The sequence below is a fragment of the [Enterobacter] lignolyticus SCF1 genome, from assembly GCF_000164865.1.
In the GTDB taxonomy this organism is placed as follows: Bacteria; Pseudomonadota; Gammaproteobacteria; order Enterobacterales; family Enterobacteriaceae; genus Enterobacter_B; species Enterobacter_B lignolyticus.
In genome coordinates this window covers 664,194-689,084 of record NC_014618.1, presented here as the reverse complement: position 1 = coordinate 689,084, position 24,891 = coordinate 664,194, and the positions used below count along the sequence as shown (strand labels likewise).

At 59.3% G+C, this 24,891-nt stretch carries 23 protein-coding genes; 12 read left to right on the top strand and 11 right to left on the bottom strand.

Annotated elements, in window-relative coordinates:
- The first annotated feature begins 39 nt into the window (after window positions 1-39).
- From ENTCL_RS03305 to ENTCL_RS03280, 7 genes are all read left to right on the top strand, one after another.
- The gene (locus ENTCL_RS03305) at window positions 40-837 is read left to right on the top strand and encodes an SDR family NAD(P)-dependent oxidoreductase (RefSeq protein ID WP_013364688.1); all 798 of its coding nucleotides are present in this window, start codon (window positions 40-42) and stop codon (window positions 835-837) included.
- A 96-nt stretch (window positions 838-933) separates the two neighbouring features.
- Window positions 934-1,308, top strand: coding sequence for a DMT family transporter (locus ENTCL_RS03300; RefSeq protein ID WP_013364687.1), 375 nt, complete (start codon window positions 934-936; stop codon window positions 1,306-1,308).
- The gene (locus tag ENTCL_RS03295) at window positions 1,301-1,630 is read left to right on the top strand and encodes a DMT family transporter (RefSeq protein WP_013364686.1); all 330 of its coding nucleotides are present in this window, start codon (window positions 1,301-1,303) and stop codon (window positions 1,628-1,630) included. The genes ENTCL_RS03300 and ENTCL_RS03295 overlap by 8 nt, the downstream gene beginning before the upstream one ends.
- Before the next feature lie 128 nt (window positions 1,631-1,758).
- Window positions 1,759-1,881 carry a hypothetical protein gene (locus ENTCL_RS24025; protein WP_013364685.1) on the top strand — a complete coding sequence of 41 codons (123 nt, stop codon included), beginning with the start codon at window positions 1,759-1,761 and terminating at the stop codon, window positions 1,879-1,881.
- A 35-nt stretch (window positions 1,882-1,916) separates the two neighbouring features.
- Entirely contained in the window at window positions 1,917-3,011 is a 1,095-nt protein-coding gene (locus ENTCL_RS03290) for a BamA/TamA family outer membrane protein (protein ID WP_013364684.1), read from the top strand.
- 232 nt (window positions 3,012-3,243) lie between these two features.
- On the top strand, window positions 3,244-4,944 hold the full coding sequence (locus ENTCL_RS03285) for an Hsp70 family protein (RefSeq protein WP_013364683.1): 1,701 nt from the start codon (window positions 3,244-3,246) through the stop codon (window positions 4,942-4,944).
- On the top strand, window positions 4,941-6,236 hold the full coding sequence (locus ENTCL_RS03280; protein WP_013364682.1) for a J domain-containing protein: 1,296 nt from the start codon (window positions 4,941-4,943) through the stop codon (window positions 6,234-6,236). Before ENTCL_RS03285 ends, ENTCL_RS03280 begins: the two co-directional genes overlap by 4 nt.
- A gap of 53 nt (window positions 6,237-6,289) precedes the next feature.
- Here ENTCL_RS03280 and ENTCL_RS03275 read toward each other — a convergent pair whose 3' ends face one another.
- The 9 genes from ENTCL_RS03275 to ENTCL_RS03235 all read right to left on the bottom strand — a co-directional run bounded on the left by ENTCL_RS03275 (window position 6,290) and on the right by ENTCL_RS03235 (window position 15,860).
- The gene (locus tag ENTCL_RS03275) at window positions 6,290-8,911 is read right to left on the bottom strand and encodes an autotransporter outer membrane beta-barrel domain-containing protein (RefSeq protein ID WP_013364681.1); all 2,622 of its coding nucleotides are present in this window, start codon (window positions 8,909-8,911) and stop codon (window positions 6,290-6,292) included.
- 424 nt (window positions 8,912-9,335) lie between these two features.
- Window positions 9,336-9,560: a hypothetical protein gene (locus ENTCL_RS03270; RefSeq protein WP_044611883.1), complete on the bottom strand. Its 225-nt coding sequence runs from the start codon at window positions 9,558-9,560 to the stop codon at window positions 9,336-9,338.
- A 123-nt stretch (window positions 9,561-9,683) separates the two neighbouring features.
- The gene (locus tag ENTCL_RS03265; RefSeq protein WP_013364679.1) at window positions 9,684-10,184 is read right to left on the bottom strand and encodes a protein disulfide oxidoreductase; all 501 of its coding nucleotides are present in this window, start codon (window positions 10,182-10,184) and stop codon (window positions 9,684-9,686) included.
- Window positions 10,174-10,803 carry a DsbA family protein gene (locus ENTCL_RS03260; protein WP_044611882.1) on the bottom strand — a complete coding sequence of 210 codons (630 nt, stop codon included), beginning with the start codon at window positions 10,801-10,803 and terminating at the stop codon, window positions 10,174-10,176. Before ENTCL_RS03260 ends, ENTCL_RS03265 begins: the two co-directional genes overlap by 11 nt.
- 2 nt (window positions 10,804-10,805) lie before the next feature.
- Complete coding sequence (locus tag ENTCL_RS03255) at window positions 10,806-12,812, bottom strand: protein-disulfide reductase DsbD family protein (RefSeq protein WP_013364677.1); 2,007 nt, start codon at window positions 12,810-12,812, stop codon at window positions 10,806-10,808.
- 48 nt (window positions 12,813-12,860) lie between these two features.
- Complete coding sequence (locus ENTCL_RS03250) at window positions 12,861-13,220, bottom strand: hypothetical protein (protein ID WP_013364676.1); 360 nt, start codon at window positions 13,218-13,220, stop codon at window positions 12,861-12,863.
- A gap of 126 nt (window positions 13,221-13,346) precedes the next feature.
- Window positions 13,347-14,159, bottom strand: coding sequence for a MetQ/NlpA family ABC transporter substrate-binding protein (locus ENTCL_RS03245; protein WP_013364675.1), 813 nt, complete (start codon window positions 14,157-14,159; stop codon window positions 13,347-13,349).
- 17 nt (window positions 14,160-14,176) lie between these two features.
- On the bottom strand, window positions 14,177-14,845 hold the full coding sequence (locus ENTCL_RS03240; RefSeq protein ID WP_013364674.1) for a methionine ABC transporter permease: 669 nt from the start codon (window positions 14,843-14,845) through the stop codon (window positions 14,177-14,179).
- Window positions 14,838-15,860, bottom strand: coding sequence for a methionine ABC transporter ATP-binding protein (locus tag ENTCL_RS03235; protein WP_044611881.1), 1,023 nt, complete (start codon window positions 15,858-15,860; stop codon window positions 14,838-14,840). The genes ENTCL_RS03240 and ENTCL_RS03235 overlap by 8 nt, the downstream gene beginning before the upstream one ends.
- Before the next feature lie 381 nt (window positions 15,861-16,241).
- Between ENTCL_RS03235 and ENTCL_RS03225 the strand changes: the two genes are divergently transcribed.
- The 3 genes from ENTCL_RS03225 (at window position 16,242) to ENTCL_RS03215 (ending at window position 19,949) form a co-directional block, all read left to right on the top strand.
- The gene (locus ENTCL_RS03225; RefSeq protein WP_013364672.1) at window positions 16,242-17,615 is read left to right on the top strand and encodes a pyridoxal-phosphate dependent enzyme; all 1,374 of its coding nucleotides are present in this window, start codon (window positions 16,242-16,244) and stop codon (window positions 17,613-17,615) included.
- 10 nt (window positions 17,616-17,625) lie between these two features.
- Window positions 17,626-18,774: a trans-sulfuration enzyme family protein gene (locus ENTCL_RS03220; protein ID WP_013364671.1), complete on the top strand. Its 1,149-nt coding sequence runs from the start codon at window positions 17,626-17,628 to the stop codon at window positions 18,772-18,774.
- A 197-nt stretch (window positions 18,775-18,971) separates the two neighbouring features.
- A complete protein-coding gene (locus ENTCL_RS03215) occupies window positions 18,972-19,949 on the top strand; it encodes a J domain-containing protein (RefSeq protein WP_013364670.1) in 978 nt (325 codons plus the stop codon).
- An 11-nt stretch (window positions 19,950-19,960) separates the two neighbouring features.
- Here ENTCL_RS03215 and ENTCL_RS03210 read toward each other — a convergent pair whose 3' ends face one another.
- Window positions 19,961-20,734 carry a siderophore-interacting protein gene (locus ENTCL_RS03210; RefSeq protein ID WP_013364669.1) on the bottom strand — a complete coding sequence of 258 codons (774 nt, stop codon included), beginning with the start codon at window positions 20,732-20,734 and terminating at the stop codon, window positions 19,961-19,963.
- Between the two features lie 229 nt (window positions 20,735-20,963).
- Between ENTCL_RS03210 and ENTCL_RS03205 the strand changes: the two genes are divergently transcribed.
- Entirely contained in the window at window positions 20,964-21,554 is a 591-nt protein-coding gene (locus ENTCL_RS03205) for a PadR family transcriptional regulator (RefSeq protein ID WP_013364668.1), read from the top strand.
- Here ENTCL_RS03205 and ENTCL_RS03200 read toward each other — a convergent pair.
- Window positions 21,551-23,071 carry a methyl-accepting chemotaxis protein gene (locus ENTCL_RS03200; RefSeq protein WP_013364667.1) on the bottom strand — a complete coding sequence of 507 codons (1,521 nt, stop codon included), beginning with the start codon at window positions 23,069-23,071 and terminating at the stop codon, window positions 21,551-21,553. The genes ENTCL_RS03205 and ENTCL_RS03200 overlap by 4 nt on opposite strands.
- Before the next feature lie 370 nt (window positions 23,072-23,441).
- Between ENTCL_RS03200 and ygjG the strand changes: the two genes are divergently transcribed.
- Window positions 23,442-24,821 (top strand): putrescine aminotransferase, encoded by a 1,380-nt coding sequence (gene ygjG / locus ENTCL_RS03195; RefSeq protein ID WP_013364666.1) that lies wholly within the window; start codon window positions 23,442-23,444, stop codon window positions 24,819-24,821.
- The last annotated feature ends 70 nt before the right edge of the window (window positions 24,822-24,891 follow it).

Here is a 24,891-nt window from a genome sequence, read left to right as displayed (position 1 = left end):
CCATACTTTTGCTGGGTTCTGGCAGACAGGAGACAGGCTATGTTGCTCGCAGGCAAAGTCGCCGTCATTTTCGGCGCAAGCGGCGCTATTGGCAGCGCGGTGGCGCAGGCGATGGCGCGCGAAGGGGCGCAGGTGTGTCTCATTGCCCGCCGTCAGGACCGGCTGGAGCGGGTGGCGGACAGCATCCGCACGGCGGGCGGCAGGGCCGACATCGGCATCATCGACGTTCTCGATGAACAGGCCATGCTGCAGCAGACGGCGCTGCTGGCCCGCAGGATCGGCGGTATCGATATCGTGGTCAATGCGACCGGCTTTGCGCACGATCAGGGGAAAACCCTCGCAGAGCTCACCCTGACGGAGTTCATGCAGGGCATCACCCCGTTTCTGTCCGCCTACTTCAACATCGCCAAAGCCGTCGCGCCCCATATGGGGGGGAAACGTGCCGGAGCGCTCATCACGGTGGTGGCGCCTGCGGGCCCCATGGCGGTGCCGGGTCATTCCGGGCACATCGTCGGCTGCGCGGGTATCGAAGCGTTCTCAATGGCGCTCGCCAGCGAACTGGCTCCCGACAATATCCGCGTTGTTTGCGTCCGCTCGCACGCCATTGTCGGCGCGGTGCAGGCAGGTTCTTACACCGCTGAGGTCTTCGCGCCGAAGGCGCAGGCGATGGGCATCACGGTGGAGGAATGGGTCGACGGCGCCGCGCACAGCACTCTGCTAAAACGCCTGCCGACGCTTGCGCAGGTAGCCGACGTCATGACGTTTCTGGCGTCGGACAGCGCCAGCGCCATGACGGCGACGGTGGTCAACATGACGGCAGGCGCAACCACCGGTTGATGCGCCCCGCCGTTATCTGGTTGTCACAAACCTCGTGCATAATCGCGCCGCTAATGCTGCGCAATACCGCCCTGACCGCTAACCGGAGTTTACCCCTTGTCGTCCAAAACAAAATGCTGGCTATGGATGCTGCTGGTTATCCTTGCTGAAACCTCCGCCACCTCGGCCCTTAAAATGGTGAGCGCCAGCGAAGGCATGACCAGAATCGTGCTGCCGGGGCTGCTGGTGCTGCTGTACTGTCTCTGCTACTACGCGCTCTCCCGGGCGGTTAAAACGATCCCCGTCGGCCTGGCGTACGCAACCTGGTCCGGCGCCGGCATCCTGGTGGTCTCAACCCTGGGGATGCTGTTTTACGGCCAGCGTCCGGATACCGCCGCCATTGTCGGTATGGTGGTTATCGCCTGCGGGATCGTCATCATGAACCTGTTTTCCCGAATGGGCCGCGAGGAGCGTGACAAAGCGCATGAGTAATCCCGGATTTTTATGGCTGGCGCTGTCGGTCAGCGCCGAAATTGTCGGCACGTCGATGATTAAAAAGACCCGCGGGTTTCGCCGACCGGCGCCGTCGGCGCTGGTCGTCTGCGCCTATGGGCTGTGCTACTTCGCGCTGACCCGCGCGATGAGCACCATTCCGGTAGGCATAGCCTACTCGCTGTGGTGCGGTTTTGGCATCGTCGGCGTGACGGTGTGTGCCATGATCCTCTACAAGCAGAAGCCGGACCTTCCCGCCGTCTTCGCCATGATGCTGATAATCTCCGGCAGCCTCATCATGAACCTCTTCTCCGGTATGTAGCGCCCTGCGCCTGCACAAATAATCAAAAAGAATAGCTAAACATTTCATTGCCCATTAGCACCCAAAGCGCAAGAACTCGCGGATAAACCCATGCAGAATGCGCGGGTTTCTTGTTATGGGACCTGAGCATGTTCAACACCGAGGCTTACTGGCTGATTGCCGACACGATATTTATCACCCTGCTCGTCACCTCTGTTGCCGGGTTAGCGGTACTGTATACCATCCGGCGCGACATGCGACGCGACCAATAACCTCTCGTTCATTTTCTGCGGAGCCTCTGCTTTCGATGTCCATTATGATTCTCGCGCTCAGCCTGGCCATGGCGCTCACCTTTATTGCTATGCCGCTTCCGGCCGCAGCCGGGACGGAAACCAACAACGGCGAAGAAAAGAAGGCCCCCTCGCCCTGGCTGTTCGTTCCCTTATTAAGCTCCAGCCCGAAGCTGGACACCGCGGGAGGGCTGATGGTGGGGTATATGCACCGCTTTGACGAAAAATCGCGCCCTTCGATGTTTGGCGTTTCGGCCAAATACACCACCTCGGAATCGCTTATCGCCAACGTCTTTGCGAAAACATCCTTCGGCGAGGATCGCCACCGGATCCTGGGCGGCGCGATGGTGGGGAATATCAATAACGATTACGAAAACTACCTCGGCTCCGGCCAGTCGCTGGCGACAAACGATAACTACAGCTTCGCCTTCTTTCGCTACCTCTACCGCGTGGAGGGCGACTGGTTTATCGGCGCGCAGGCGGCGTCTTCCAACTATGAGCTCCAGGGGCAGGACCCGGCAACCAGCGATATCCTTGATGAGATGGGGCTGGTGGGCTACAAATCCGGCGGCGTCGGCGCGGTAGTGATGCATGACTCCCGCGACAGCGACTTCAAGGCAACCAAAGGCTGGTACCTCAACCTGAACAACATGGCCTATCTGGACGCCTGGGGCGGACAGCAGGATTTCGATATTTACCGCGTCGACTACCGCGGCTACTGGCAGCACGGCGAGGGCAATGTGCTGGCGGTACGCAGCCGTCACCAGTTCTCCAGCGGCGCGCCGGTTGGCGCCTATTCTCCGGTTTATCTTCGCGGCTATACGCCCGGCGAATACCTGGCGCAGCATATGTCGTCAGTAGAAGTCGAGGAGCGCTACCAGCTGGCGGAACGCTGGACGGCGACCCTGTTTGTCGGCGTCGCCTGCCTGTACGGGGACTCGGTCAACGGCGAAAAGCTGTCATGCGGCGATCGCGAAAACGTCTATCCCGCCTGGGGCGCCGGTATCCAGTATGTGCTTAAACCGGAAGCGGGTATCGTCGCCAACCTCGAATACGCGATGGGCAAAGACAACAACTCGGGTATCTATCTGAAGATGGGCTATAGCTTCTGAAAATATGCAGTGCTGCGCTGACGCATATGGAGACCTTACATACTCCATCGCAGATTACGCCCAATTAACGCCGTTTATCTCCAGAAAGTCTTTGTGGTCAATCTGATATTATCATCCTCTGATTAGCAGTGAGTCGTCTGACAAGAGAAACAGGCGCATAAATCAGCCCTACCCCCTGCGACACGCTCGGGCGGGGCATTTATTATCTGACTTCGCGATCTAAGGAATAATAATGACAACCATGCAGGTCATGGGGATTGACCTCGGGACAACCAACAGCGCGGTAAGTCTCTGGCAGAACGGTAAATCGGTTCTGATCCCAAACCAGTGGGGAGAGGTGCTCACCCCGTCAGTCATTGGTCTTGATGAACAGGGCAATATTTTGATCGGCCGTCCGGCGCGTGACCGCCTGCAGCGCTTTCCGCAGCTGACGCAGGCAAGCTTTAAACGGTATATGGGAACCGATGCTACCCTTTCGCTCGGGACACGCCAGTTCCGCGCTGAAGAGTTATCTGCGCTACTGCTGCGTCAGCTAAAACAGGATGCAGAAGCCTGGCTTGGACAACCGCTGACCAGAGCGGTAATTACTGTCCCGGCCTATTTTAATGACGTGCAACGGCGTGCCGTCAAAAATGCGGCCCGTCTTGCCGGATTAGAGGTCGCGCGCCTGCTCAATGAGCCAACTGCCGCCTCCCTCGCTTTCGGTTTGCTGGACAACCGCGAACAAAAATATCTTACCTTTGACCTCGGCGGCGGCACCTTCGACGTGTCCATAATCGATATGTTTGAAGGCGTGGTTGAGGTGCGTGCCAGCAGTGGCGACGTGCAGCTGGGTGGGGATGATTTCTCAGAAGCCATCGTACAGTGGATGCTACGCCAGCACCCTGAACTCAAACCGCCATCGCCAGCGCTTAGGGCTGAATTACTGGCGAAGGCGGATGCCATGAAGCAGACGCTCAGCCTCGAAGATAATGCGCCAGCCACCCTTGAGTGGGATGGTCGCCAATGGCACTGGACGCTAACGGAAGCCGCGCTGGCGGACTGTTGCCAGTCGCTGCTGACGCGGCTACAGCGCCCGGTTCAACAGGCGTTGCACGATGCCCGCTTCTCACTGCATGACCTCGACCATATCCTGATGGTCGGCGGCGCGACGCGAATGCCCCTCGTACGTCAGACCGTCGCCCGGCTTTTCGGTCGCTTTCCCCGCCATGACCTGAATCCTGATGAAGCGGTAGCGCTGGGAGCGGGCGTGCAGGCGGGAATGGTGATGGCTGATAGCGCCGTTGAAGACATTATCCTTACCGATGTCATGCCCTTTTCGCTTGGCGTCGAAGTGGCTAAACGTCACGCTGGCCTGCTCGAGCCCGGGTTCTTTCTACCACTCATTGAGCGCAATACCTTCTTGCCGGTAAGCAAAATGGAGACCGTTAACACGGTTGAAGATAACCAGACCACGGTACTGCTGAAAATTTACCAGGGAGAGGGACGCCGGGTGCAGGATAACGTGTTCCTTGGAGAAATGCAGGTTGAGGTCCCGCCCCGTCCCGCCGGTGAAGTGGCGCTCGACGTGCGCTTCACTTACACGCTGGACGGGCTGCTGGAAGTCGAGTGCCATTACAAGAACAGTCCAACGGTATCGCGACTGGTTATCGAAAAAATCCCCGGACAAATGAGCGAAGAGCAGATAGCCGCCAGTCTGCAAAAGCTAACTGACCTGAAGCTGCATCCCCGGGATCGTCAGGAGAACCAGGTATTACTGACACGCTGCGCACGCCTGTACGAACATCTGCTCGGCGAAGAACGCCAGCGGATTGACGAGCTACTGACGGCGTTTGAACAGGCCCTGGAAAGTCAGGATGTTCGTCGTATTGCAACGATTCGCGGGTACGTAGAACAATTTCTGCGACCATATGATGAGGAAATACGCTCGTGAATATCTGGCAAGTTCTTGGGATCGCCCCGACACGCGATGAAGCAGAAATCCGTCGCGCCTACGCCCAGCAGCTCAAAACGCATCGCCCTGACAGAGACCCGACAGGATATCAACAATTGCGCGAAGCCTTTGATGCGGCCAAACAGCAGGCTCGGGGCGGCGCCACCCCAATACAGATTGAGACGCCTCCCCAACCCCAGACTTCCGCCGACGAGGCGACGCTCCCTACGGCGAAAACGTTCTATACCGCCGAAGAAATGCAGGCGCTGGCGCATCGGTTGGTTAACACGGAGATGTCAGGGATCGTGGCGATGAACCGGCTATGGGCAAAAGTCGCATCGCAGGGGAGTTTGCTACAGCAGCAACAGTTCCACCAGCATCTGGCTGCAGCGCTCTCTGAAGAGCAAGGGCTCACGGAAGGGCTTCTTGAACGAGTATCTGGACTACTGACGTGGGGGATTGACGAATATGATTACAGCCATATTATTCCCGCGCCGATACAACACACTATCCAGCAGCGCCTGCGGGAGACGGAAATTAACCGCGCCTGGCAGCAAATGTCAAACGAGGAAACGCATGGTACGCTGCTAACGAAAGCGGCGGTTCGGCTACTGAAAAGCGATCGCGATCATGTGCCGTTTTGGGTTCGCCTGATGCCAGGACTTCTGCAGGCGCTCGTTTCCCAGGCTCAACATCTTACGTCTTACTACCCCGAGATCGCTGAACGGCTCAACCCCGCGATGCTGACGTTTATGCGCCAGAGACGCCTGACGCTCAGTTGGCAGGGCATATTTCTGCTAGTGTTCTGGGGATTGGCCTTCAACGCGTTATTCCAGCTACCGGACGTTCATCATGCCGTCAGCATAACGGCTATCGTCATCGTCGTATTTTACCTGTATCTCAGCGACATTCTCATGATGGGATTAAGTAACAGGCCACGATGGCTGAGCTGCTTCCTTTTTGTGGAGTTTATGCTTTCGCTCATTGTCATTCAGCTGTTCTTCGGCGGGCTCTTTTTTGCCGCTGTGATCGCCATCCCGCCCTCCGGACATGGCGCAATGGCGCTCGTCTCGCTGCTCGCTATTCTGGTACTTTGCATTATGTTCTGGGCGGCATGGCCGAAAGGCGTCCCGCTTATCCGCGCGCCCGGTATTATCATGAGCAGGATTCTATCCAGCCCATGGAAAATGATGGAATGGATGAATTTTGCATGGTTTTCAGCCATATGGGCGATACTTTATTTCGCTATCTGCGTAATCGTTCTCTCCGAACTGCTCAAACTCTTCAAATAGAGCAATCGTGCTGTCTCCCTTTGAAAACACCCGGCGTGACCCGGGTGTTCGCTTCAGAAACGGTAGCTGATACCTGCCTGAACGCTGGCATTATTGTCCACATCGCCGGTCCCGAAATAGACCCCGGTATTAAGCGCTACCGAGTGGGCGATCGTGGCGCTGATCCCGGCGCCGAAAATCCCCAGCGACAGGTTATGACCATCGGTATTGTGGTAATCCGCCGCACGGATATCGGTGTTATCGCTAAACTGTCCCTGATAGCGCATATCCAGCCACGGCGTCAGCGTCGTGTTTTTCGCAAGACAGGCCACCGTGGTGGAGAGATGCACACCAACGCTGCTGTTCCATGAGGAGACGTGGCTATCGCTGAACGCGATTTCGCTATCGGCGTAGCCGTCCGCAGCGGCTTTATCCCACCCCAGCGTGACGTACGGCTGCAGCACCGTCTCTGCCGGCAGCAGGATATTCACCCCGGTACGCGCCTGTGCGACGTACAGGTCGCCGCGGGTGGAGCCGCTGAGCGCCTCCGTCATTCCGCTGGTATTCCCGGTAACGTTCTGTGCCGACAGCGAGTAGCGCATGTCGCCGTAGCTGACGCTGCCGTCGATAAACATCCCCCAGCGGCTATCGCGCAGCGCCTGCTGCCAGCCGCCGTAGAGGCTGTAGTAATTGCCGTAAACGGTATCCTTAAAGCGGTTCTCGCCGCCGCTGTTGTCCTCAACCCGGCTGCGGGTCCAGCCTAACGCCATACCGGCGGTAAGGCTGTCGCCGTTGGCGAGCGGTATCGTCCAGTCCACGCCGCCCTGCGCGCCCTGGGTAATGCTGTTGTAATCAACGTCGTCGCTGACGTCGCCGTTCTGATAGAGGAAATCGCCCCACAGCTGCGCGCCCCCGACGACGTGCCCGCGCAGGTTTTGCAGGTGGATCTGCGTCATGTGGTTGGCGATGTCGTCGGTAATGAGCTGGCCTGCCTGTTCCGCCGCGTCCAGCCCGGCCATCAGCCCCTGAACATCGCTTGCCAGCGAGCTGCGGGAGCTGCTGAACAAAATGTCCCAGCTCTGGGTATCGCTGGCCGTGAGCAGCGCGCTCTGCGCCGCAACCACGTCCAGACTGTTGCTGTAGTTGTAGGCGCCGCTGCGGCTCTCCACCTGCTGCTCGCCGTTGCTAAACGCTGCCGCCGCCGCGGTTTGAGGGGCATCCCCCGCCGTTGTGAAGGTGCCAATCTCCTGATCCTGCTGGTTCACCGACGCCGCCGTTACGCTGTTCACCACGATCTCATCATTTGTCCCGGTCACCGTCCCCAGGTCAACATAGCTGTCGGCGCTCATATTGACCTGAACATTGCTGCCCGTCTCCTGTGCGGTAAGCTGAGAACCGTTTTGCAGGTTCCAGGTGCTGGTATCATTGATGGCGTCGGTCTTAATATTGTTATTGCCCGCCGTATTCACCGTTTCAAAATCGCTAATCTGGCCGCTAATCGTGCTGCCCTCATCCATTGACAGCGTATCGTCGCCCGCGCCCGCATCCACATCGCCGTTCACCTGCGAGTCATGGGTCAGCGTCACCGTATCATTGCCGCTGCCGAGGGCGATATTGCCGTTGATGCGAGAATAATTATCCAGAGTGAGGGCGGTATTGCCGCTATTATTCGCCGCATCGACGTCGCCATTCAGGGTGCTGTCGTCGGTAAGCGTAATGGTATTACTGGACTGGCCAACCAGGGTCATATCACCGTTAACGGTGGTATTATTCGCCATCGTCACGCTGATACTTCCCGGCCCTGCATCATTACCTTCGTTTAGCAGCGCAATATCGCCGGTCAGCGTACTGTTATTAAGGCTCAACGCCATCGCAGATTTACCGTACACAGCAATACCCACGTCATCATATTCCTGGACATTTATATTGCTGAAAGGTCCAACGCCTTTTTCATTCAGCCCAGCGACGATTTCCCCGGCCTGCTGCGCTATTTCACTTTGGCTGGCGTCCAGCACCGAATTCGTTAAGGCAATCGTGGTCGCTGACGCATTGCTTCCGGTATATATTCCTCCGTTCACCAACGAACTGTTATTCAGCGCAATCGTCTGCACACCGGCCCCTGCGCTCACGATACTCCCCTGCACCAGGCTACCGTCGGTAATTGCGACGCTGTGGTTTCCGGCATCCAGCGGGTCGATAAAAATCGCCGAGCCCATCATGTACGCCTTGTCGCCCGCCGCATCTCCCGGAGTGTAAGCGATTGAATCGTCTTCCCCCTTTAGCACCGCGTCGTCAAGCGTAATCGCGGTATTGGTTGTCTGTCCGGCATCTCCGGATTCGATCATATCCGCGCTGGCGCCGTCGATCATGGTGATGTTAACCGTGCCCCCTTTGCTGGCCTGAATATAGGCCCCGGACATATCCGTACCGTTAACGATAAGCGACTGGGTATCGCCAGCGCGTCGGTTGCCATCCATATAAATATTCGTCGCGGTCGCCTGCGCCATTACCGCGTCTTTATCACCGCTTCCCTGATAGAAATTATTATCCGTGTAGACGCTTAATCCGCAGGTCTGCGTTATATCACCTCCGGCGCAGGGAACGGATGGCGTCGTGGCGCTGGCCTGAACGGCAAAAGAGGTCAACGATAAAAGAATGCAATGTGATAATAGCGACAACCGGGATGTATAGCGCATAAGAATTTCCTTAGAATATTTTATTGGCGCTATGTTTTAACGGTTTTATTTCCCTCCAGGAATAACCTCACTTCGCTTAATTGTAAAACCAAAATCGGAAATTCATTGCATTTTTACGTACAGGAATAATAGACATAACCGATCGATTTATTTTCAACATTCCCATGATGAATGAATCAGGATATATTTAACGACATTAATCACATAAAACAGCCGAGCGCCAACGTATCTTTTTCAGAAAAAACAGGAAACGTTCCGTTTAACTTTAAACAGAGTAGCATTGGATGTTAATAATGATTACATTTTTAAATAGGAAGAAAGGAAATGATATATAACCCGTCCAGCGCCAGGCTACCGTCATCTGTACTTGTGTATTTCCACGGCCGGCAAGGACGTCCCGCCCCTGCCGATGACAATAATGGTATTAATGTCCGCCAGCCTGCACGTTATAATATTCGAGCAGTCGCGCTTTCATATCCCGGTTTTCCCGGCTAAGTTCCACTACGGCTAATTCCAGCGCCCGCAGGTACGGTATTTCGCCCTGCAAGTGTCGGTCCAGGTGCATTCTCAACAGTTCGTCTAACCCTGCGCTATGCAGTACAGCATCATCCATCACGTCAACCTCATGTACAAAATTTAACCTGCTCATAAAGTATACTGTCCTTTATCGTGCTTCGTAGCATTCCGTGCTTCAGACCGTTTATTTCTAAACTTTACTACTGCCTTTTTGACGCCAGGCCCGTAATGAACAGGCCCAGCGCCATTTACCGCTTCACGATGCCAGCCACAGCCGCAAACGCATCCCCCAACCGCTGGTCCAGCCGGTGGTGATGGAGGTCACCTCGCCGTTATCGATTACCAATAGCGTCGGTGTGACCTGCACATCCCACTGACGGGCAAGCTGACCCGTTGCGTCGTTAACCACGGGTATCGCGTATCCCTTGCGTGACAGCCATTTTTCCAGCGTGCTGTTATCGCCGGAACGCAGCGCCACCGTCATCACGTTGCCGCCCTCTTGCGCCAGTGTTGCGACGGACGGCGTGGTGTAGCGACAAATCCCGCACCACGTCGCCCAGACGTAAACCAGCAACGGCCGCTCGCGGCTCAGCGTCGCCAGGAAAACCTGTTCGCCGTCCAGCGTATGCAGTGGCGTGCTGATAAACCCCTGCGGCAGCGCGGGTTTGCGCAGGGTATCCATCGCCCACATCGCCGCGGCGGCAATCAGCAGCAGCATGAGGATTTCACGCAGCCAGCGGCGCAGTTTAGCCCGCACGCGCTTTCGCCAGCTGCTCTTTCACCAGCGCCTCCAGTTCATCCTGCGGGATAGCGCCCGCCACCATCTGATCGCCGATCAGGGTCGCAGGCGTGCCCTGAATGCCCAGCACCTGGGACAAAATCAGGTTCATCTTCAGCGGCTCCATGGTTTTTTCATCCACACGGATGCCGTCGGTACCGGTCTTCTTCTGCGCCGCGAGGATGCTGGCGTCATCGTGATACCCTTTCTTCGCCATCAGGCGCTGGTGCAGCGGCCAGAACCGTTCCGGCTGCTGGCGCCAGGTCGACAGCGCCGCCTTCGCGGCGTTGACCGAGCTCTGCCCCTTGAACGGCAGCAGCTTCACGATAAGCTGCACGTCCGGGTTATCGTGCACGACCTTCTCCAGCATCGGATCGAACTGCTTGCAGTACGGACAGTTGTAATCGGTGAAAGTCACGATGATCAGGCGCGGCTTCTCAGCCCCCATGCGCGGGCTGCTGGGATCTTTAAACAGCAGCGCTTCCAGCTGCGCCTGCGTGGAATCCGCTGGCGGTGGGTCCTCTGCCGCCGGGGCGGCGGGCGCCGCTACGCTGAACGCCGAAAAACAGAGCAGGAGAAGTGCAGTCAACAGTTTCATCATTATTTTCCTTTTGCATCGGACAGGGTGGTCATAACCTCTTCGCGGCTTAACAGCGCAGGCAGCACGCGGCCCTGCGGTAACCCCGGTCCATAGATCTGATTAAACGGCACCGCCGCGCTGCCGCGGGCGGTCAGGAACCGGCTGATGGTTTCAGAAGGGCGGCTCCAGTCGCCGCGCAGCGCGACCACATCCGGTTCAGAGAGGGCATCCTGCACGTCATCACGCAGCAGGACGTTGTATTTATTGGCTTTACAGGTCACGCACCAGTCGGCGGTGACATCGACGAAGACCCGCTGGTGGTTCGCCAGCGCATCGGCTATCGCCTGCTCGCTGAGCGGCCGCCAGTTGACCCGATCGCGCGACGTCTCTGAGCCGTCAGGCCAGGAGACCGCGCCAGCCGCCGCCGCAATTACCAGCGCCAGCGCGCCCGCCCGCAGCGCCGTACGCCAGCGGTAGCGCCAGAGCGTCGCCAGCCACAGCAACGCCGCCAGCGCCGCCATCAGCCCCAGCACCGGCCCGCGGCCAATGTGCGCCGTCAGCAGGCTTATCAGCCACAGGGACGATCCGAGCATCATCAGCCCGAGCACGATACGCACGACGTTCATCCAGCGTCCCGGGCGCGGCAGTCGCAGCGCAAGCCCGGGCCTTGCGACAATCAAAAGCCACGGCAGGCTCATACCGATGCCCATCGCCAGAAATATCCCCCACAGCAGCGGCAGCGGCGCCACCAGCGCCACCGACACGGCGGTACCGAGAAACGGCGCGGTACAAGGGGTCGCCAGCAGCGTGGCGAAGGCGCCCTGCCAGAAATGCCCCATCAGCCCGCTGCCGCCGCGCGTCGCCAGGAAGGTGCTGGCGCCGGAGGAAAGGCGAAGCTCAAAGAAGCCCAGCAGGCTGGCGCTAAACAGCACCATCACCAGCGCCATCACGCCGATAAACCACGGGTTCTGAAACTGAATGCCCCAGCCCAGCGCCTGGTTGCCGAGCCGCAGCAGCGTCATCATCAGCGCCAGCGCAAGGAACGACGCCACAATGCCGCTGACGGAGGCCAGAAACTGCCGCCGTACCGCGCCGCGCTCCGCGGTCCGGGTCTGGACCAGCGAGCCCAGCTTCATCGCCAGCACCGGCAGTACGCAGGGCATCACGTTGAGGATTAGCCCGCCCGCCAGCGCCATCAGCAGCGCCCAGCCCAGCGAAACGCCAGCCGCGGGCGAGCCTGTGCCGGGCGTAACCGTACTCTCCTGCGCCTGACCGCTGTCCGCCAGCACCAGCGACACGCGCTTGCCGCTGAGATCCGGCGCGGCGTCGCCCCAGCTGTCGCTGACCGGCACAGTGGCGGTGAGGGTATCGCCCGTCACGGAAAAGGTCGGGCGACCGAAATCCACATCCTCCATGCTGTCGAAAAACAGCGACGGCTGCGGCCAGCCTGCGCTGCGCACGGCGGTCACCGTCAGCGTGCCTGGCGCATAAGACGCGCTAAGCTGCGAGGTCAGACCGTCAGGGCGCGGCAGCGTGCCCATGGCGCGGGTAAAGTCGTAGCTAAAGCGGTCTCCCGCGGGCGTGGACATATCCAGCGAGAAGGGATAGTCGGTCAGAATGCAGACGTTGCTGCAGGTTGAAAGCGTCAGCACGCCCTTCAGCACCGGCGGCGCGCCGGCTATCGTCATCGGAAAGCTGACGTTGCCGTGATAGCCCTGGGTCGAAATCCCGGCCACCTCAAAACGCTGCGGCGTCGGCCAGCGCCACGTAACCGCCAGCGGTTTCTCCCAGGCGATGGCGGGCGCAATCCCCCCTTCTCCCGGCGAACGCCAGTAGGTTTTCCAGCCCTTTTCGAGGGCGACATCCAGCAGCAGGCGCGTTTCGCCGCTGTCCTGCGTCTGGGCGCGCAGCCTGACGCTGGCGTGTTGATTATCGGCCGCGCGCAGCCAGCCGCTGTCGGCGGCCTGGCTGACGGGCAGCCATAACCATAGCAGGCAGACCAGCAGCCGCCTGAATAAAATATGCATGAAAATTCTCCATAAATGATTGATTAACCTGAGTTGTCAGGCCAATGCTCATTCACGGAAAACGCATAATCGTAGATGCACCCGTAGCCGGGGCGGGGAAATAACGCGGGGAGGCCAGAGGCGTACAGGCCGCGAGGGTATCGCCGCCAGTACGGCCAGCAGCAGCGCGATAGCGACCATCGCCCCTTCAAACAGCACCGGCGGCGAGGCCAGCAGCGACTTCGCGCTCAGCTCGCAGGGGGAAACCGGCGCCTCGGCGCGGTCCGGAGTTGGCGACGCGGTCTGCGTCACGGCGGCGGCGTTCATGACCAGCGCGTGCAGGCCCGCCATCCGCTGCGCGGTGCATACCAGCACCACCAGACAGGCAAGGACTACAAGAAGAATGGCTTTTCGCTGTCGCTTGATCATGATCGGCCTCAATTATTCACGAGGCTTATCTTATAGGGTGAGCGCGTTTTGGCAATGGTAATGCTGTAAAGAAGTGTCTTCAGCGGAACGCGCCCTCTGCCTCACGCAGAGGACGCGCGCCGGTGATCAGTTGCTCACCGGGATCACCGCGCCTTTATATTTACTGCGGATCCAGTCCTGAATCTCTTTGGAGTGCAGCACATTGACCAGCGCAACGATATCCTTTTTCTTCTCATCGCCGCGATGCACGGTAATGATGTTGGCATACGGGTTATTTTCACCGCTTTCGACCGCAATCGGGTCGTGCACCGGGTCCAGACCGGCGTCGATGGCGTAGTTGGCGTTAATCACCACCGCGTCGCCCTCGTTGTTTTTATACATCTGCGGCAGCAGAGAGGCCTCCACGTTCGGCAGGAACTTCAGCTTTTTCGGGTTCTCCACGATATCGCTGATGCGCGCCTTCACCTTATCAACGCCCGGCTTCAGCGTAATCACGCCCTCTTTTTCAAAGATCGAGAGAATACGCCCCTCTTCCGCCACCGCGTCGCGCAGCAGGATCTTGCCGCCCTCCGGCAAGTCCTTCAGCGATTTGTATTTTTTCGAATAGATGCCGATCGGCTCAATATGAATCGCGCCCGCGCTAACGAAGTCATACTCTTTATCCCCGGCGTGATCCTTCAGCACGCTGTTGAGGTACGGAATATGCTGGAAGTAGTTGGCGTCAATTTCCCGTCCCGCCAGCGCGGTGTTCGGCAGGATGTAGTCCTGGAAACGCTTGATTTCCAGATCGATCCCCTCTTTTGCCAGAATCGGCTTCGCCTGCTCGAGAATTTCGGCGTGCGGTACGTTCGAGGCGCCCACGGTCAGGGTATCGGCCCAGGAGGCGGCGCTCAGTACGCTCAGGGTTGCTGCGGCAATCAACGTCAGTGTTTTTTTCATGGTATGGCCCCAAAGTATTATCGTTTGTCTAAAAGAGAAGTGATGACGTCGCCAACAAGCTGGATGATGAAAACGATGAGCAGAATGGTCACCGTCGCCACCAGCGTGACGTCGTTATGGTTGCGTTGAAACCCTTCCAGATAGGCGAGGTTGCCTAAGCCGCCTGCGCCAATCACCCCAGCCATTGCGCTGTAGCTCACCAGCGCAATCAGCGTGACGGTAATCCCCGACACCAGCGCCGGAGACGATTCCGGCAACAGGACGCGGAAAATCAGCGTCGACAGTTTTGCCCCCATCGAACGGGTGGCCTCAATCACGCCTTTGTCCACTTCGCGCAGGGCGATTTCGACCAGCCGCGCGTAAAACGGCGCCGCGCCGACTATCAGCGCCGGTAGCGCCGCATCCGCTCCCAGAATGGTGCCGACGATGGCCTTGGTGAACGGGATCAGCAGAACTATCAGGATGATGAACGGGATCGAGCGGAACACGTTCACCAGAAGCGAGATAGCGCTGTACACCGTCCGGTGCTGAAACAGGCCGCCTTTCGCCGTCAGGAACAGCGTCAGCCCCAGCGTGATGCCGAGCACAAACGTCGCCGCGCCGGCAAGCGCGGTCATATACAGCGTCTCCTGGGTCGCCGCCAGCAGCAGGTCCCACTGCAAATGAGGAAACCATTGTTCAGCCATGGGCAATCACCTCGCCGTCGATATCGCTACGCTGAAGATCCGCAAGGATGTTGGCGAGCTGCTCCTGGCTGGCGCTGACGTGCACCCACAGCTGGCCAAACGCGCCGTTGGCGGTCTGGGTCATCTTGCCGTGCAGAATGTTAAACGGCAGGCCGTAGCGCAGGGTCAGCTCCCCGACCACCGGCCGGTGGGTGCTGTGCCCGGTAAAGGTCAGCTTAATCACGCTACCCTGCAGGTCGCGGGTCAGCTCAGGGTCAAAATCTTCGTCGTCCGCGTACTGGCTCACCTGACGCACGAACTGGCGGGTGATCGCCTGCTGCGGGTGGGTGAACACGCGAATCACCTCGCCCTCTTCCACCACTTTGCCGTTTTCCATCACCGCCACGCGGTCGCAAATTTTGCGCACCACGTGCATCTCGTGGGTGATAAGCACGATGGTCAGGCCGAAACGACGGTTAATGTCGAGCAGCAGCTCAAGGATCTGATCGGTGGTCTGCGGATCCAGCGCCGAGGTCGCCTCATCGCACAGCAGCACATCCGGGCTATTGGCCAGCGCGCGGGCAATCCCGACGCGCTGTTTCTGGCCGCCGGAAAGCTGGGACGGATACGCCCTCTCGCGCCCGGTCAGCCCTACCAGCGCAATCAGCTCCGCCACGCGGGCGGCGATCTGCGCCTTCGGCGCGCCGGCAATTTGCATTGAAAAGGCGATGTTTTCGCTGACCGTACGCGACCACAGCAAGTTAAAGTGCTGGAACACCATACTTATCTTCAGCCGCGCCCGACGCAGCGCCTCGCCTTTGGCGGCGGAGATCTGCTGGCCGTTAATCGTGACGCTGCCGGTCGTCGGCTTTTCCAGGCCGTTAAGCAGGCGAATCAGGGTGCTCTTACCCGCGCCGCTGTAGCCGATAATGCCGTAAATTTGCCCCTTTTCGACGCGCAGACTGACGTCGTCCACGGCGGTAATGGGCGTCTTGCCGTGGTCAAAAATTTTATTAATACGCTCGAGTACAATCATTATTATGGACATTCAGAAGTATGGACGTCCAGACGATAGCCGGAGTGCGGCTTATAATTCAAAGAAATAAATGGAATATGGTTATACTTCTCAGCGCTAAAGCGCCCGCACAGGGGTTTGCTCCGCATTAGCAAAATATCGGCAATGTTTATGCTGAAAACGGCATACGCACGGATACAACAGGGCAAAAATGGCGAAAAAAACGCCTTTTTTGCTCTATTCAGACATCGACACTTCCACACTGCCGTACGGCTTGCCATCCCGACCGCTAAAACAGCACGTCATATTCCTTTTCGCGCTAAAAGGCAGTGAAAAATTCTTTATCGGAAAAATTTCGCCGCCCTACCATCGGGTCATCTTCTCTCTACAGAGCGACATCTGATGACTATCTATCATTCCGTAACGGACCTGATTGGCCACACCCCGGTAATCCAGCTGCACAAGCTGGATACCGGCGTTTGCGAGCTGTTCCTGAAGCTGGAAAACCAGAATCCCGGCGGCTCCATTAAGGACCGCGTGGCGCTGTCGATGATTACCGAGGCGGAGAAAAGCGGCCGCCTCAAGCCCGGCGGCACGCTAATTGAAGCCACGGCGGGCAATACCGGGCTGGGGCTGGCGCTGATTGCCGCGCAGAAGGGCTATTCGCTTATCCTGGTGGTGCCGGACAAAATGAGCCGTGAGAAGATTTTCCATCTGCGGGCGCTCGGCGCGCAGGTGGTGCTGACCCGCTCTGACGTCGGCAAAGGCCACCCGGCCTATTACCAGGACTACGCGCTGCGTCTGAGCAAAAGCATCCCTGACGCGCTGTATATCGATCAGTTCAACAACGACGCCAACCCGCTGGCGCACGCCAGCACCACCGCGCCGGAGCTGTTCGACCAGCTCGGCGGCCAGGTTGATGCGGTGGTGGTCGGCGTCGGCTCCGGCGGTACGCTGGGCGGCCTGCAGGCCTGGTTTCGCCAGCACTCGCCGGCCACGGAGTTTGTGCTGGCCGACCCGGCAGGCTCCATTCTTGCCGATCGGGTGGAAACCGGACGCTATGGCAACCCCGGCGCCTGGCTGGTCGAAGGGATCGGCGAGGACTTTATTCCGCCGCTGGCGCACATTGAGCAGGTGCGCACCGCGTTTCGCATCGGCGATGGCGAGGCGTTCGCTACCGCCCGCGAGCTGCTGAAAGTTGAAGGGATCCTCGCCGGGTCGTCGACCGGCACCCTGCTGGCGGCGGCCCTGCGCTACTGCCGCGCCCAGACCACACCGAAACGGGTGGTCACCTTCGCCTGCGACAGCGGCAATAAATACCTGTCGAAAATGTTCAACGATGACTGGATGCGCCAGCAGGGGCTGCTCTCCCGTCCCGCCGTCGGCGACCTGAGCGATTTTATCGCCCTGCGCCACGACGAGGGCGCGACGGTCACCGCCTCTCCTGACGACACCCTGGCCGCAGTGCTCAACCGCATGCGGCTGTACGATATCTCACAGCTCCCGGTGCTGGAGGAAGGTCAGGTGGTTGGCATCATCGACGAGTGGGATCTGGTCCGCTACGTGCAGGGCGACAGCGAACGCTTCACGCTGCCGGTCACCGCCGCCATGACCCGCAGCGTCGAACTGCTGGATAAACGCGCCCCGGAACAGGCTCTGAACGCCATTTTCGACCGGGGCCAGGTGGCGGTCGTCGTCGACGATCGCCAGTTTTTAGGGCTCATTACCCGCTCTGATGTCTTAACCGCCTGGCGCAACCGCCGCCCACAGCAATAAGGAAAGCACCATGAAAAACCTCGCCACGCAAAGCGTGCATAGCGGAACCTTTAACGACGCGTACGGCGCGGTCATGCCGCCGATTTACGCCACCTCCACCTTCGCGCAGCCCGCGCCGGGGCAGCATACCGGCTATGAGTATTCGCGCAGCGGCAACCCGACGCGCCACGCGCTGGAGACCGCTATCGCCGAGCTCGAGGGCGGTAAGCGCGGCTACGCGTTCGCCTCCGGTCTTGCCGCCGTCTCAACGGTGCTGGAGCTGCTGGATAAAGACAGCCACATCATCGCCGTCGACGACGTCTACGGCGGCACGTGGCGGCTCATCGAAAACGTGCGCGGCCGCAGCGCCGGGCTGCAGGTCAGCTGGGTGAAGCCGGACGATCTCGCCGGGCTGGAGGCCGCTATCCGCCCGCAGACGAAGATGATCTGGGTGGAAACGCCGACCAACCCGCTGCTGAAGCTGGCGGACCTGGCGGCCATCGCCGCTATCGCCCGCCGCCACGCGCTGATTAGCGTTGTCGACAACACCTTCGCCTCGCCGGTTATCCAGCGGCCGTTAACCCAGGGGTTTGATATCGTGGTGCATTCGGCCACCAAATACCTGAACGGCCATTCGGATGTGGTTGCCGGCCTTGCGGTCGTGGGCGACAACGACGCGCTGGCGCAGCAGCTCGGCTATCTGCAAAACGCCGTCGGCGGCGTACTCGACCCGTTCAGCAGCTTCCTGACGCTGCGCGGCATTCGCACCCTGAGCCTGCGCGTCGAGCGCCACAGCAGCAATGCCCTGGCGCTCGCGCAGTGGCTTACCCAGCAGCCGCAGGTGGAGCGCGTGCTGTTTCCGTGGCTGGAATCGCATCCGCAGTATGCGCTGGCCCGTCGGCAAATGGCGCTGCCGGGCGGGATGATCTCAATTATCGTCAACGGGGATGAGCGCTATGCCGCGCAGGTTATCAGGCGCCTGAAGCTCTTTACGCTGGCGGAAAGCCTCGGCGGCGTGGAGAGCCTGGTCAGCCAGCCGTTCAGCATGACCCACGCCTCTATCCCGCTGGCGCAGCGGCTCGCCAACGGCATTACGCCGCAGCTGATCCGTCTGTCCGTCGGCATTGAGGATGTGAACGACCTGAAGGCCGACCTGCTGCAGGCGTTTGAGCTGGCGTAATCCCGCCTGGGTTAAGCGCGAAAACCGGCGCTTAACCCTCATTTTCGGACGCGGATTTCCGTTAAAGATTTATTTCCTGCTGAATGATTAAGGCATTGAAATAATGCGGTTTGTAATGTAATTATCGGCTGGCAGCACGGGGGCGTGAATGGTAATCTGCCACCCATCGCAGGGTATGGAGTCTGAGCGGGCGTCCCATGAGCAATCCCATCAAACGACTGGAAATCATCAAAAACGCCATTGAACTGGAAGATGCCGACATCATCGCCAGCCAGCTGCCGCACCTGAAAAACGACGCCCGGGACGGCGCGCTGCTCGCTATCGTGCTGGCGCTGGAAGAGCAGCGCTACGGCGAGGCGATGGCCGATATTATCGCCTGGCTGCAGCACCAGCGCGCTATGGTTCACTGGCAGGACCCGCGCATCGCGGCCAGCAAGCTGGAGCTGAAAACGCTGGAACAGCAGCTGTGCGCTCTGCTCGACACCCGCAACGCGCGCATCGCCCGGCTGGACGAATTTAACGACCTGTATATGTCGCGCCTCGGGCCGCTGATGACCGACGTGCTGCGGCTGCGCAAAGCGCTGGCCGAAGCCACGCTGCGCCGGCAGGAGGCGGAGCTGCGCACAGGTCGCGACGAGCCCGCCGTCGACCCGGCCCGCGACGAAGCGGGCGAGCAGTATGAAACCTGGCGCGAACAGCAGCAAAAAGCGCAGCAGCGCCGCGATTTGCAGGAAAACATGCCGCAGGCCGACCGCCAGGAGCTGAAACGGCTGTGGCGACAGGCCAGCAAGCTCTGCCATCCGGACCTGGTCGACGCTGCGCTAAAAGCGCAGGCCAACGACATGATGGTACAGCTTAACCAGGCGCGCCAGCGCGGCGACCTCACCACCATTCGCAGCCTGCTGGCCCGCCTGATGCGCGGCCAGCAGCCGCTGACCTCGCACGACGCTATCAACGACCTGACGCTGCTGCAGCGGAAAATGACCGCCATTAAGCAGCAAATCGCCGGTCTGCTGCAGGAGCTGCGCGCCCTGGAGCGGGAGAGAGCCTGGCTGCTGATTTCCTCGCTGTCCGACCCGGAGGCCTATTTCCGCCAGCAGGAAAAAGCGCTCGCCAACACCATCGCCACTCTGCAAAAACAGATTATCGAATCCGGGTTTGATGAAGTGGCGTAACCCCGCGCGGGCTATTTGCGATGCCAGTACGCCTGGTAGCGCAGCAGCTGCGGGTCAACGCCCTGCGCTTCATAGCGCGTAACCAGCGATTTCACCGCCTCGCCCTCACCGGTTATCCAGAGAAAATAATCCTGCTGCGGCACACTGAGCGCCGCCAGCCGCGCGGCCACCGCCGACGCGCTGTGCCCTACGACCCAGTCAATGGCGAACCCGCAGTCGGCGAGGTAATCCTGCCAGGCGGCATCGCCAACGGTCACGATAGCCTTGACCTGCGGCGGCGTCGGCAGCGCGCGCAGCGCCTCCAGACGACGGCGCAGCGCAGGCATACCGGACTCATCGCAGACGTACAGCTGCCAGGCATAGTCTTCCGGCACCACCAGCGAACCGCGCGGACCGCCGACGGTCAGGCTATCGCCCACGTTTGCCGCCAGCGCCCACTGGCTCGCCACGCCGCCGTCATGAATAAAAAAGTCGTATACCAGCTCATGGCGGGCGGCGTCATACAGCGGCGTGTAGTCGCGGGACGGCGGACGCACGCCCTCTCCCCATTCGATACCGTCGTCGGTCACCGTGGGCGGCGTAAAATCGTGGCCCGGCGGCGGGAAAAAGAGCTTCGTGTGGTCGTCAAATCCGCAGGAGGAAAACCCCTCCAGCGCGTCGCCGCCCAGCGCCACGCGCTGAAAACAGGCGCTAATGCGCTCAACGCGCCTGACGGTCAGCGTGCGAAAACGCAGCGCATTGCGCACGCGCCGTGGATAGCGGGTCGCCTGGGTTAAATCGGTCATCGTTCGCCCTCATAAGCAGAGAAAAAGATATATCTAAATTTGACGCAAATGATAATGATTGCTAATTAAGTGGAAAGCAAGCGAATTTTTGATATAACCGCCACAATGGTTAACGCAACACTATAAAACCAATATAATCAAATAATTAAAAAATAGTCGCAGCTCATTATTGGCAAATCTTAAAATTTAGATATAAATTAGATATATCAAATTACACAGGAGCAATACGATGCGACATCGTCACGGTTTTGGCTTCGGACATGATTCTCGCGGGTGTGATGAACCGGCGTGCGGCGGGCGTGGATTTGGCGAGCGCGGACACGGGTTCGGCGAGCCTGGGCACGGCGGCGGACGGCGCCAGCGCTTCTTCGGCCACGGCGAGCTGCGGCTGGTTATCCTGGATATCCTGACCCGCAACGCCAGCCACGGCTACGAGCTCATCAAAGAGATTGAGAACCTCACCCAGGGCAACTACAGCCCAAGTCCGGGGGTGATTTACCCGACCCTTGAGCTGTTGCAGGATCAAGGGCTTATCACTATTGATGTGGAAGACGGCGGACGTAAAAAAATTGCGATTACCGATGACGGCAGCCTGTGGCTGGAGGCGCACCACGAGCATCTGAAGCATATTCAGGAGCGGCTGAAAGCGCGGATGGTCGGCCACGCGCTGCGTAAAAATCCGCAGATGAAGCGCGCGCTGGACAACTTTAAGGCCGTGCTGGATCTTAAGGTTAACCAGCAGGAGCTCAGCGACGCGCAGCTCAAACAGATAATCGGCATTATCGACCGCGCGGCGCTGGATATCTCTCAACTGGATTAATGCAGCACGGTTACCGCGTCCTGCAGCCGCCCGGCGCGGTATTTCACCATGGCGGAGACCTGCGCGCTCTCCTCCACCAGACCGGCGTTCTTCTGCGTAATCGCGTCCAGCTCCGCCACCGCCCGGGTCAGATCCGACAGCCCGGCGGCCTGCTCCGACGTGGAGTGGCTGATCTGCGCGATAAGCTGCGTCACGTTGCGAACCTGCTCGACGATATCGTCCATGGTTTTACCCGCCTCATGCACCTGATCGGCGCCGGACTGCACCTTGCTGGCGCTGGCGTCAATCAGCTTGCGGATGTCGTTGGCGGCGTTAGCGCTGCGGCTGGCGAGATGGCGCACCTCACCGGCCACCACCGCAAACCCTTTGCCCTGCTCGCCGGCACGCGCCGCCTCCACCGCCGCGTTCAGCGCCAGAATATTGGTCTGAAACGCGATGTCGTTAATCAGGGCGGTGATCGAACCGATGCGCTGGGTGCTGTCGGCGATGTCGTCCATGGTTTTCACCACCGTCTGCATCGCCTGCCCGCCGTGGGTCGCGGCGTCGCTTGCAGCAATAGAGAGCTTATCGGCAGCGGCGGCGGTTGCCGAATTGTTCTGCACCGAGGTCGCCATCTGGCTCATGGTCGCGACCGTCTGCTGAACGTTGACCACCGTCTGGCGCGTGCGCTCATTCAGGTCGTCATTGCCTTTCGCCAGGGTATCGCTGCCCTGGCGGACGCTGGCCACCTGCCCCGATACGTCGTGAATCAGCCAGCGGCACATCAGCCCGAGCTGCCCGACGGCGCGCAGGGTCAGCCCCAGCTCATCGCTGCGGTTGAGGTGCTCAACGCTGTTGCGCTCGCCGGTCGCGACGCTCAGCGCCTGGCGCGCCACGTTCTCGACCGGACGCACAATCTGCCATTCAAAAATCAGCGTTCCCACCGCCAGCATCAGCGCGCTGACCAGCAGCGACAGCCAGTGCGCCCCAGTCGCCAGCAGCGACGCCGCCAGCAGCGCGTACAGCGCGGCCATCACGCAGCGCGTCCGCCAGCGCAGCGGCATTGCCGGCAGTTTTCCCCAGAAGCGCTTGCTGACCACCAGCCCTTTATGCACCCGCTTATTGCAGCGGCCGTCATTCAGCGCCTTATAGAGCGGCTCAACGGCGGCAATTTCCTGCGGCTGCGCTTTGGTGCGAATCGACATATAGCCGCTGATTTTGCCGTCGCGCACCATCGGCACCGCGTTGGCGCGCACCCAGTAGTGGTCGCCGTTCTTTCGGCGGTTTTTGACGATGCCGCTCCACGGCTCGCCCTTTTGCAGCGTGTACCACATGTCGGCAAATGCCGCTTTCGGCATATCCGGGTGGCGCACCAGATTGTGCGGCTGCCCGGTCAGCTCGTCGAGCCGGTAGCCGCTTATCTGCACAAAGGTGTCGTTGGCGTGGGTGATGTAACTATTCAGATCGGTGGTGGACATGAGAGTGGTGTCATCATCGAGCGCATAATCACACTGAGTGACGTAGGGATGGGAAGACATACGTGCGTCCTATGCAGGTTGTTAAGTTACTTATTCTTTGGCTTATTGTTATTTCGGCGATAAACAGTTTATCTTTAGTTGTTAAATTTGATGTAGATCGCAATTTGCGTTTAAACCTTATAATTTGTGCGCTTTCCCTCCGCAGGTGCGGCCATTGCACCACGATGATGCATCTCTTTCGCCCAATCGCCGCGTTTATGCTGAGGCGGCAGGAGTAAAACCTGCAACAATGTTAACGAAATGATTAAATATTGTTACATATAATATCTACCTGGCGTTTATCCCGATTTTCTCGCTTCGCTCCGGACTGGCGTAATCCCTGCAATACTTAAACCAGTATCATGTGATACGCGATGCCCAGGAGCATACTTTGAACAGGTTACCTTCCAGCGCCTCAGCGTTAGCCTGCAGCGCGCACGCACTGAGTCTCATTGAGAAACAAACGCTGTCTCATGAGGAAATGAAAGCACTGAATCAGGAGGTCAAAGAGTATTTTAAGGAGCATGTGAATCCGGGGTTTCTTGAGTACCGAAAATCTGTAACAGCAGGCGGGGATTACGGAGCCGTAGAGTGGCAGGCGGGAAGTTTGAACACGCTTGTCGACACTCAGGGACAGGAGTTCATCGATTGCCTGGGTGGATTTGGTATTTTCAACGTAGGGCACCGTAATCCAGCTGTGGTTTCCGCCGTACAGCATCAGCTCGAAAAACAACCGCTTCACAGCCAGGAACTTCTCGATCCGCTTCGCGCAATGCTGGCGAAAACGCTGGCGGCGCTGACGCCGGGCAAGCTGAAGTACAGCTTCTTTTGCAACAGCGGCACGGAATCGGTCGAGGCGGCGATTAAGCTCGCCAAGGCGTATCAGTCTCCGCGCGGGAAATTTACCTTTGTCGCCACCAGCGGCGCTTTCCACGGTAAATCGCTGGGCGCGCTGTCGGCCACGGCGAAATCCACTTTCCGTAAGCCGTTCATGCCGCTGCTGCCGGGCTTCCGTCACATTCCGTTTGGCGATATCAGCGCCATGCGCTCAGTGCTGACCGAATGCAAGAAGACCGGCGACGACGTCGCGGCGGTGCTCCTTGAGCCCATCCAGGGCGAAGGCGGCGTGATCCTGCCGCCACCGGGATACCTGCCCGCCGTGCGTAAGCTGTGCGATGAGTTTGGCGTGCTGCTGATCCTCGACGAAGTGCAGACCGGCATGGGCCGCACCGGCAAGATGTTTGCCTGCGAGCATGAAAACGTGCAGCCGGACATTCTGTGCCTGGCGAAGGCGCTGGGCGGCGGCGTGATGCCGATTGGCGCGACCGTGGCGACCGAAGAGGTGTTCTCGGTGCTGTTCGATAATCCGTTCCTGCACACCACCACCTTCGGCGGCAACCCGCTGGCCTGTGCGGCGGCGCTGGCGACTATCCACGTTCTGCTGGAAGAGAACCTGCCTGCGCAAGCGGAGCAGAAAGGCGATATGCTGCTGGACGGCTTCCGCGTTCTGGCCCGTGAATACCCGGACCTGGTCCAGGAGGCGCGCGGTAAAGGGATGCTGATGGCCATCGAGTTTGTCGATAACGAGATTGGCTACAGCTTTGCCAGCGAAATGTTCCGCCAGCACGTGCTGGTCGCCGGTACCCTGAACAACGCGAAAACCATCCGCATTGAGCCGCCGCTGACGCTGACCGTTGAGCAGTGTGAGCATGTGCTGAAAGCGGCGCGCTTTGCCCTCGCGGCGATGCGCATCAGCGTGGAGCAGGCGTAAGACGCCTTCACCTGACCCTCTCCTTCACCGGAGAGGGTCTGTTTTCCCGAACCCCCTCCTGTACTGCGCT

Excerpts from the sequence above, each read along its gene's own strand:
- ENTCL_RS03215 (WP_013364670.1), top strand. The coding sequence starts at position 18,972 with ATGAGCAATCCCATCAAACGACTGGAAATCATCAAAAACGCCATTGAA.
- ENTCL_RS03225 (WP_013364672.1), top strand. The coding sequence starts at position 16,242 with ATGACTATCTATCATTCCGTAACGGACCTGATTGGCCACACCCCGGTA.
- ENTCL_RS03255 (WP_013364677.1), bottom strand. The coding sequence starts at position 12,812 with ATGCATATTTTATTCAGGCGGCTGCTGGTCTGCCTGCTATGGTTATGG.
- ENTCL_RS03270 (WP_044611883.1), bottom strand. The coding sequence starts at position 9,560 with ATGAGCAGGTTAAATTTTGTACATGAGGTTGACGTGATGGATGATGCT.
- ENTCL_RS03210 (WP_013364669.1), bottom strand. The coding sequence starts at position 20,734 with ATGACCGATTTAACCCAGGCGACCCGCTATCCACGGCGCGTGCGCAAT.
- ENTCL_RS03305 (WP_013364688.1), top strand. The coding sequence starts at position 40 with ATGTTGCTCGCAGGCAAAGTCGCCGTCATTTTCGGCGCAAGCGGCGCT.
- ENTCL_RS03245 (WP_013364675.1), bottom strand. The coding sequence starts at position 14,159 with ATGAAAAAAACACTGACGTTGATTGCCGCAGCAACCCTGAGCGTACTG.
- ENTCL_RS03290 (WP_013364684.1), top strand. The coding sequence starts at position 1,917 with ATGTCCATTATGATTCTCGCGCTCAGCCTGGCCATGGCGCTCACCTTT.
- ENTCL_RS03295 (WP_013364686.1), top strand. The coding sequence starts at position 1,301 with ATGAGTAATCCCGGATTTTTATGGCTGGCGCTGTCGGTCAGCGCCGAA.
- ENTCL_RS03260 (WP_044611882.1), bottom strand. The coding sequence starts at position 10,803 with ATGAAACTGTTGACTGCACTTCTCCTGCTCTGTTTTTCGGCGTTCAGC.
- ENTCL_RS24025 (WP_013364685.1), top strand. The coding sequence starts at position 1,759 with ATGTTCAACACCGAGGCTTACTGGCTGATTGCCGACACGATATTTATC.
- ENTCL_RS03205 (WP_013364668.1), top strand. The coding sequence starts at position 20,964 with ATGCGACATCGTCACGGTTTTGGCTTCGGACATGATTCTCGCGGGTGT.
- ENTCL_RS03285 (WP_013364683.1), top strand. The coding sequence starts at position 3,244 with ATGACAACCATGCAGGTCATGGGGATTGACCTCGGGACAACCAACAGC.
- ENTCL_RS03220 (WP_013364671.1), top strand. The coding sequence starts at position 17,626 with ATGAAAAACCTCGCCACGCAAAGCGTGCATAGCGGAACCTTTAACGAC.
- ENTCL_RS03275 (WP_013364681.1), bottom strand. The coding sequence starts at position 8,911 with ATGCGCTATACATCCCGGTTGTCGCTATTATCACATTGCATTCTTTTA.
- ENTCL_RS03240 (WP_013364674.1), bottom strand. The coding sequence starts at position 14,845 with ATGGCTGAACAATGGTTTCCTCATTTGCAGTGGGACCTGCTGCTGGCG.
- ENTCL_RS03235 (WP_044611881.1), bottom strand. The coding sequence starts at position 15,860 with ATGATTGTACTCGAGCGTATTAATAAAATTTTTGACCACGGCAAGACG.
- ENTCL_RS03250 (WP_013364676.1), bottom strand. The coding sequence starts at position 13,220 with ATGATCAAGCGACAGCGAAAAGCCATTCTTCTTGTAGTCCTTGCCTGT.
- ENTCL_RS03200 (WP_013364667.1), bottom strand. The coding sequence starts at position 23,071 with ATGTCTTCCCATCCCTACGTCACTCAGTGTGATTATGCGCTCGATGAT.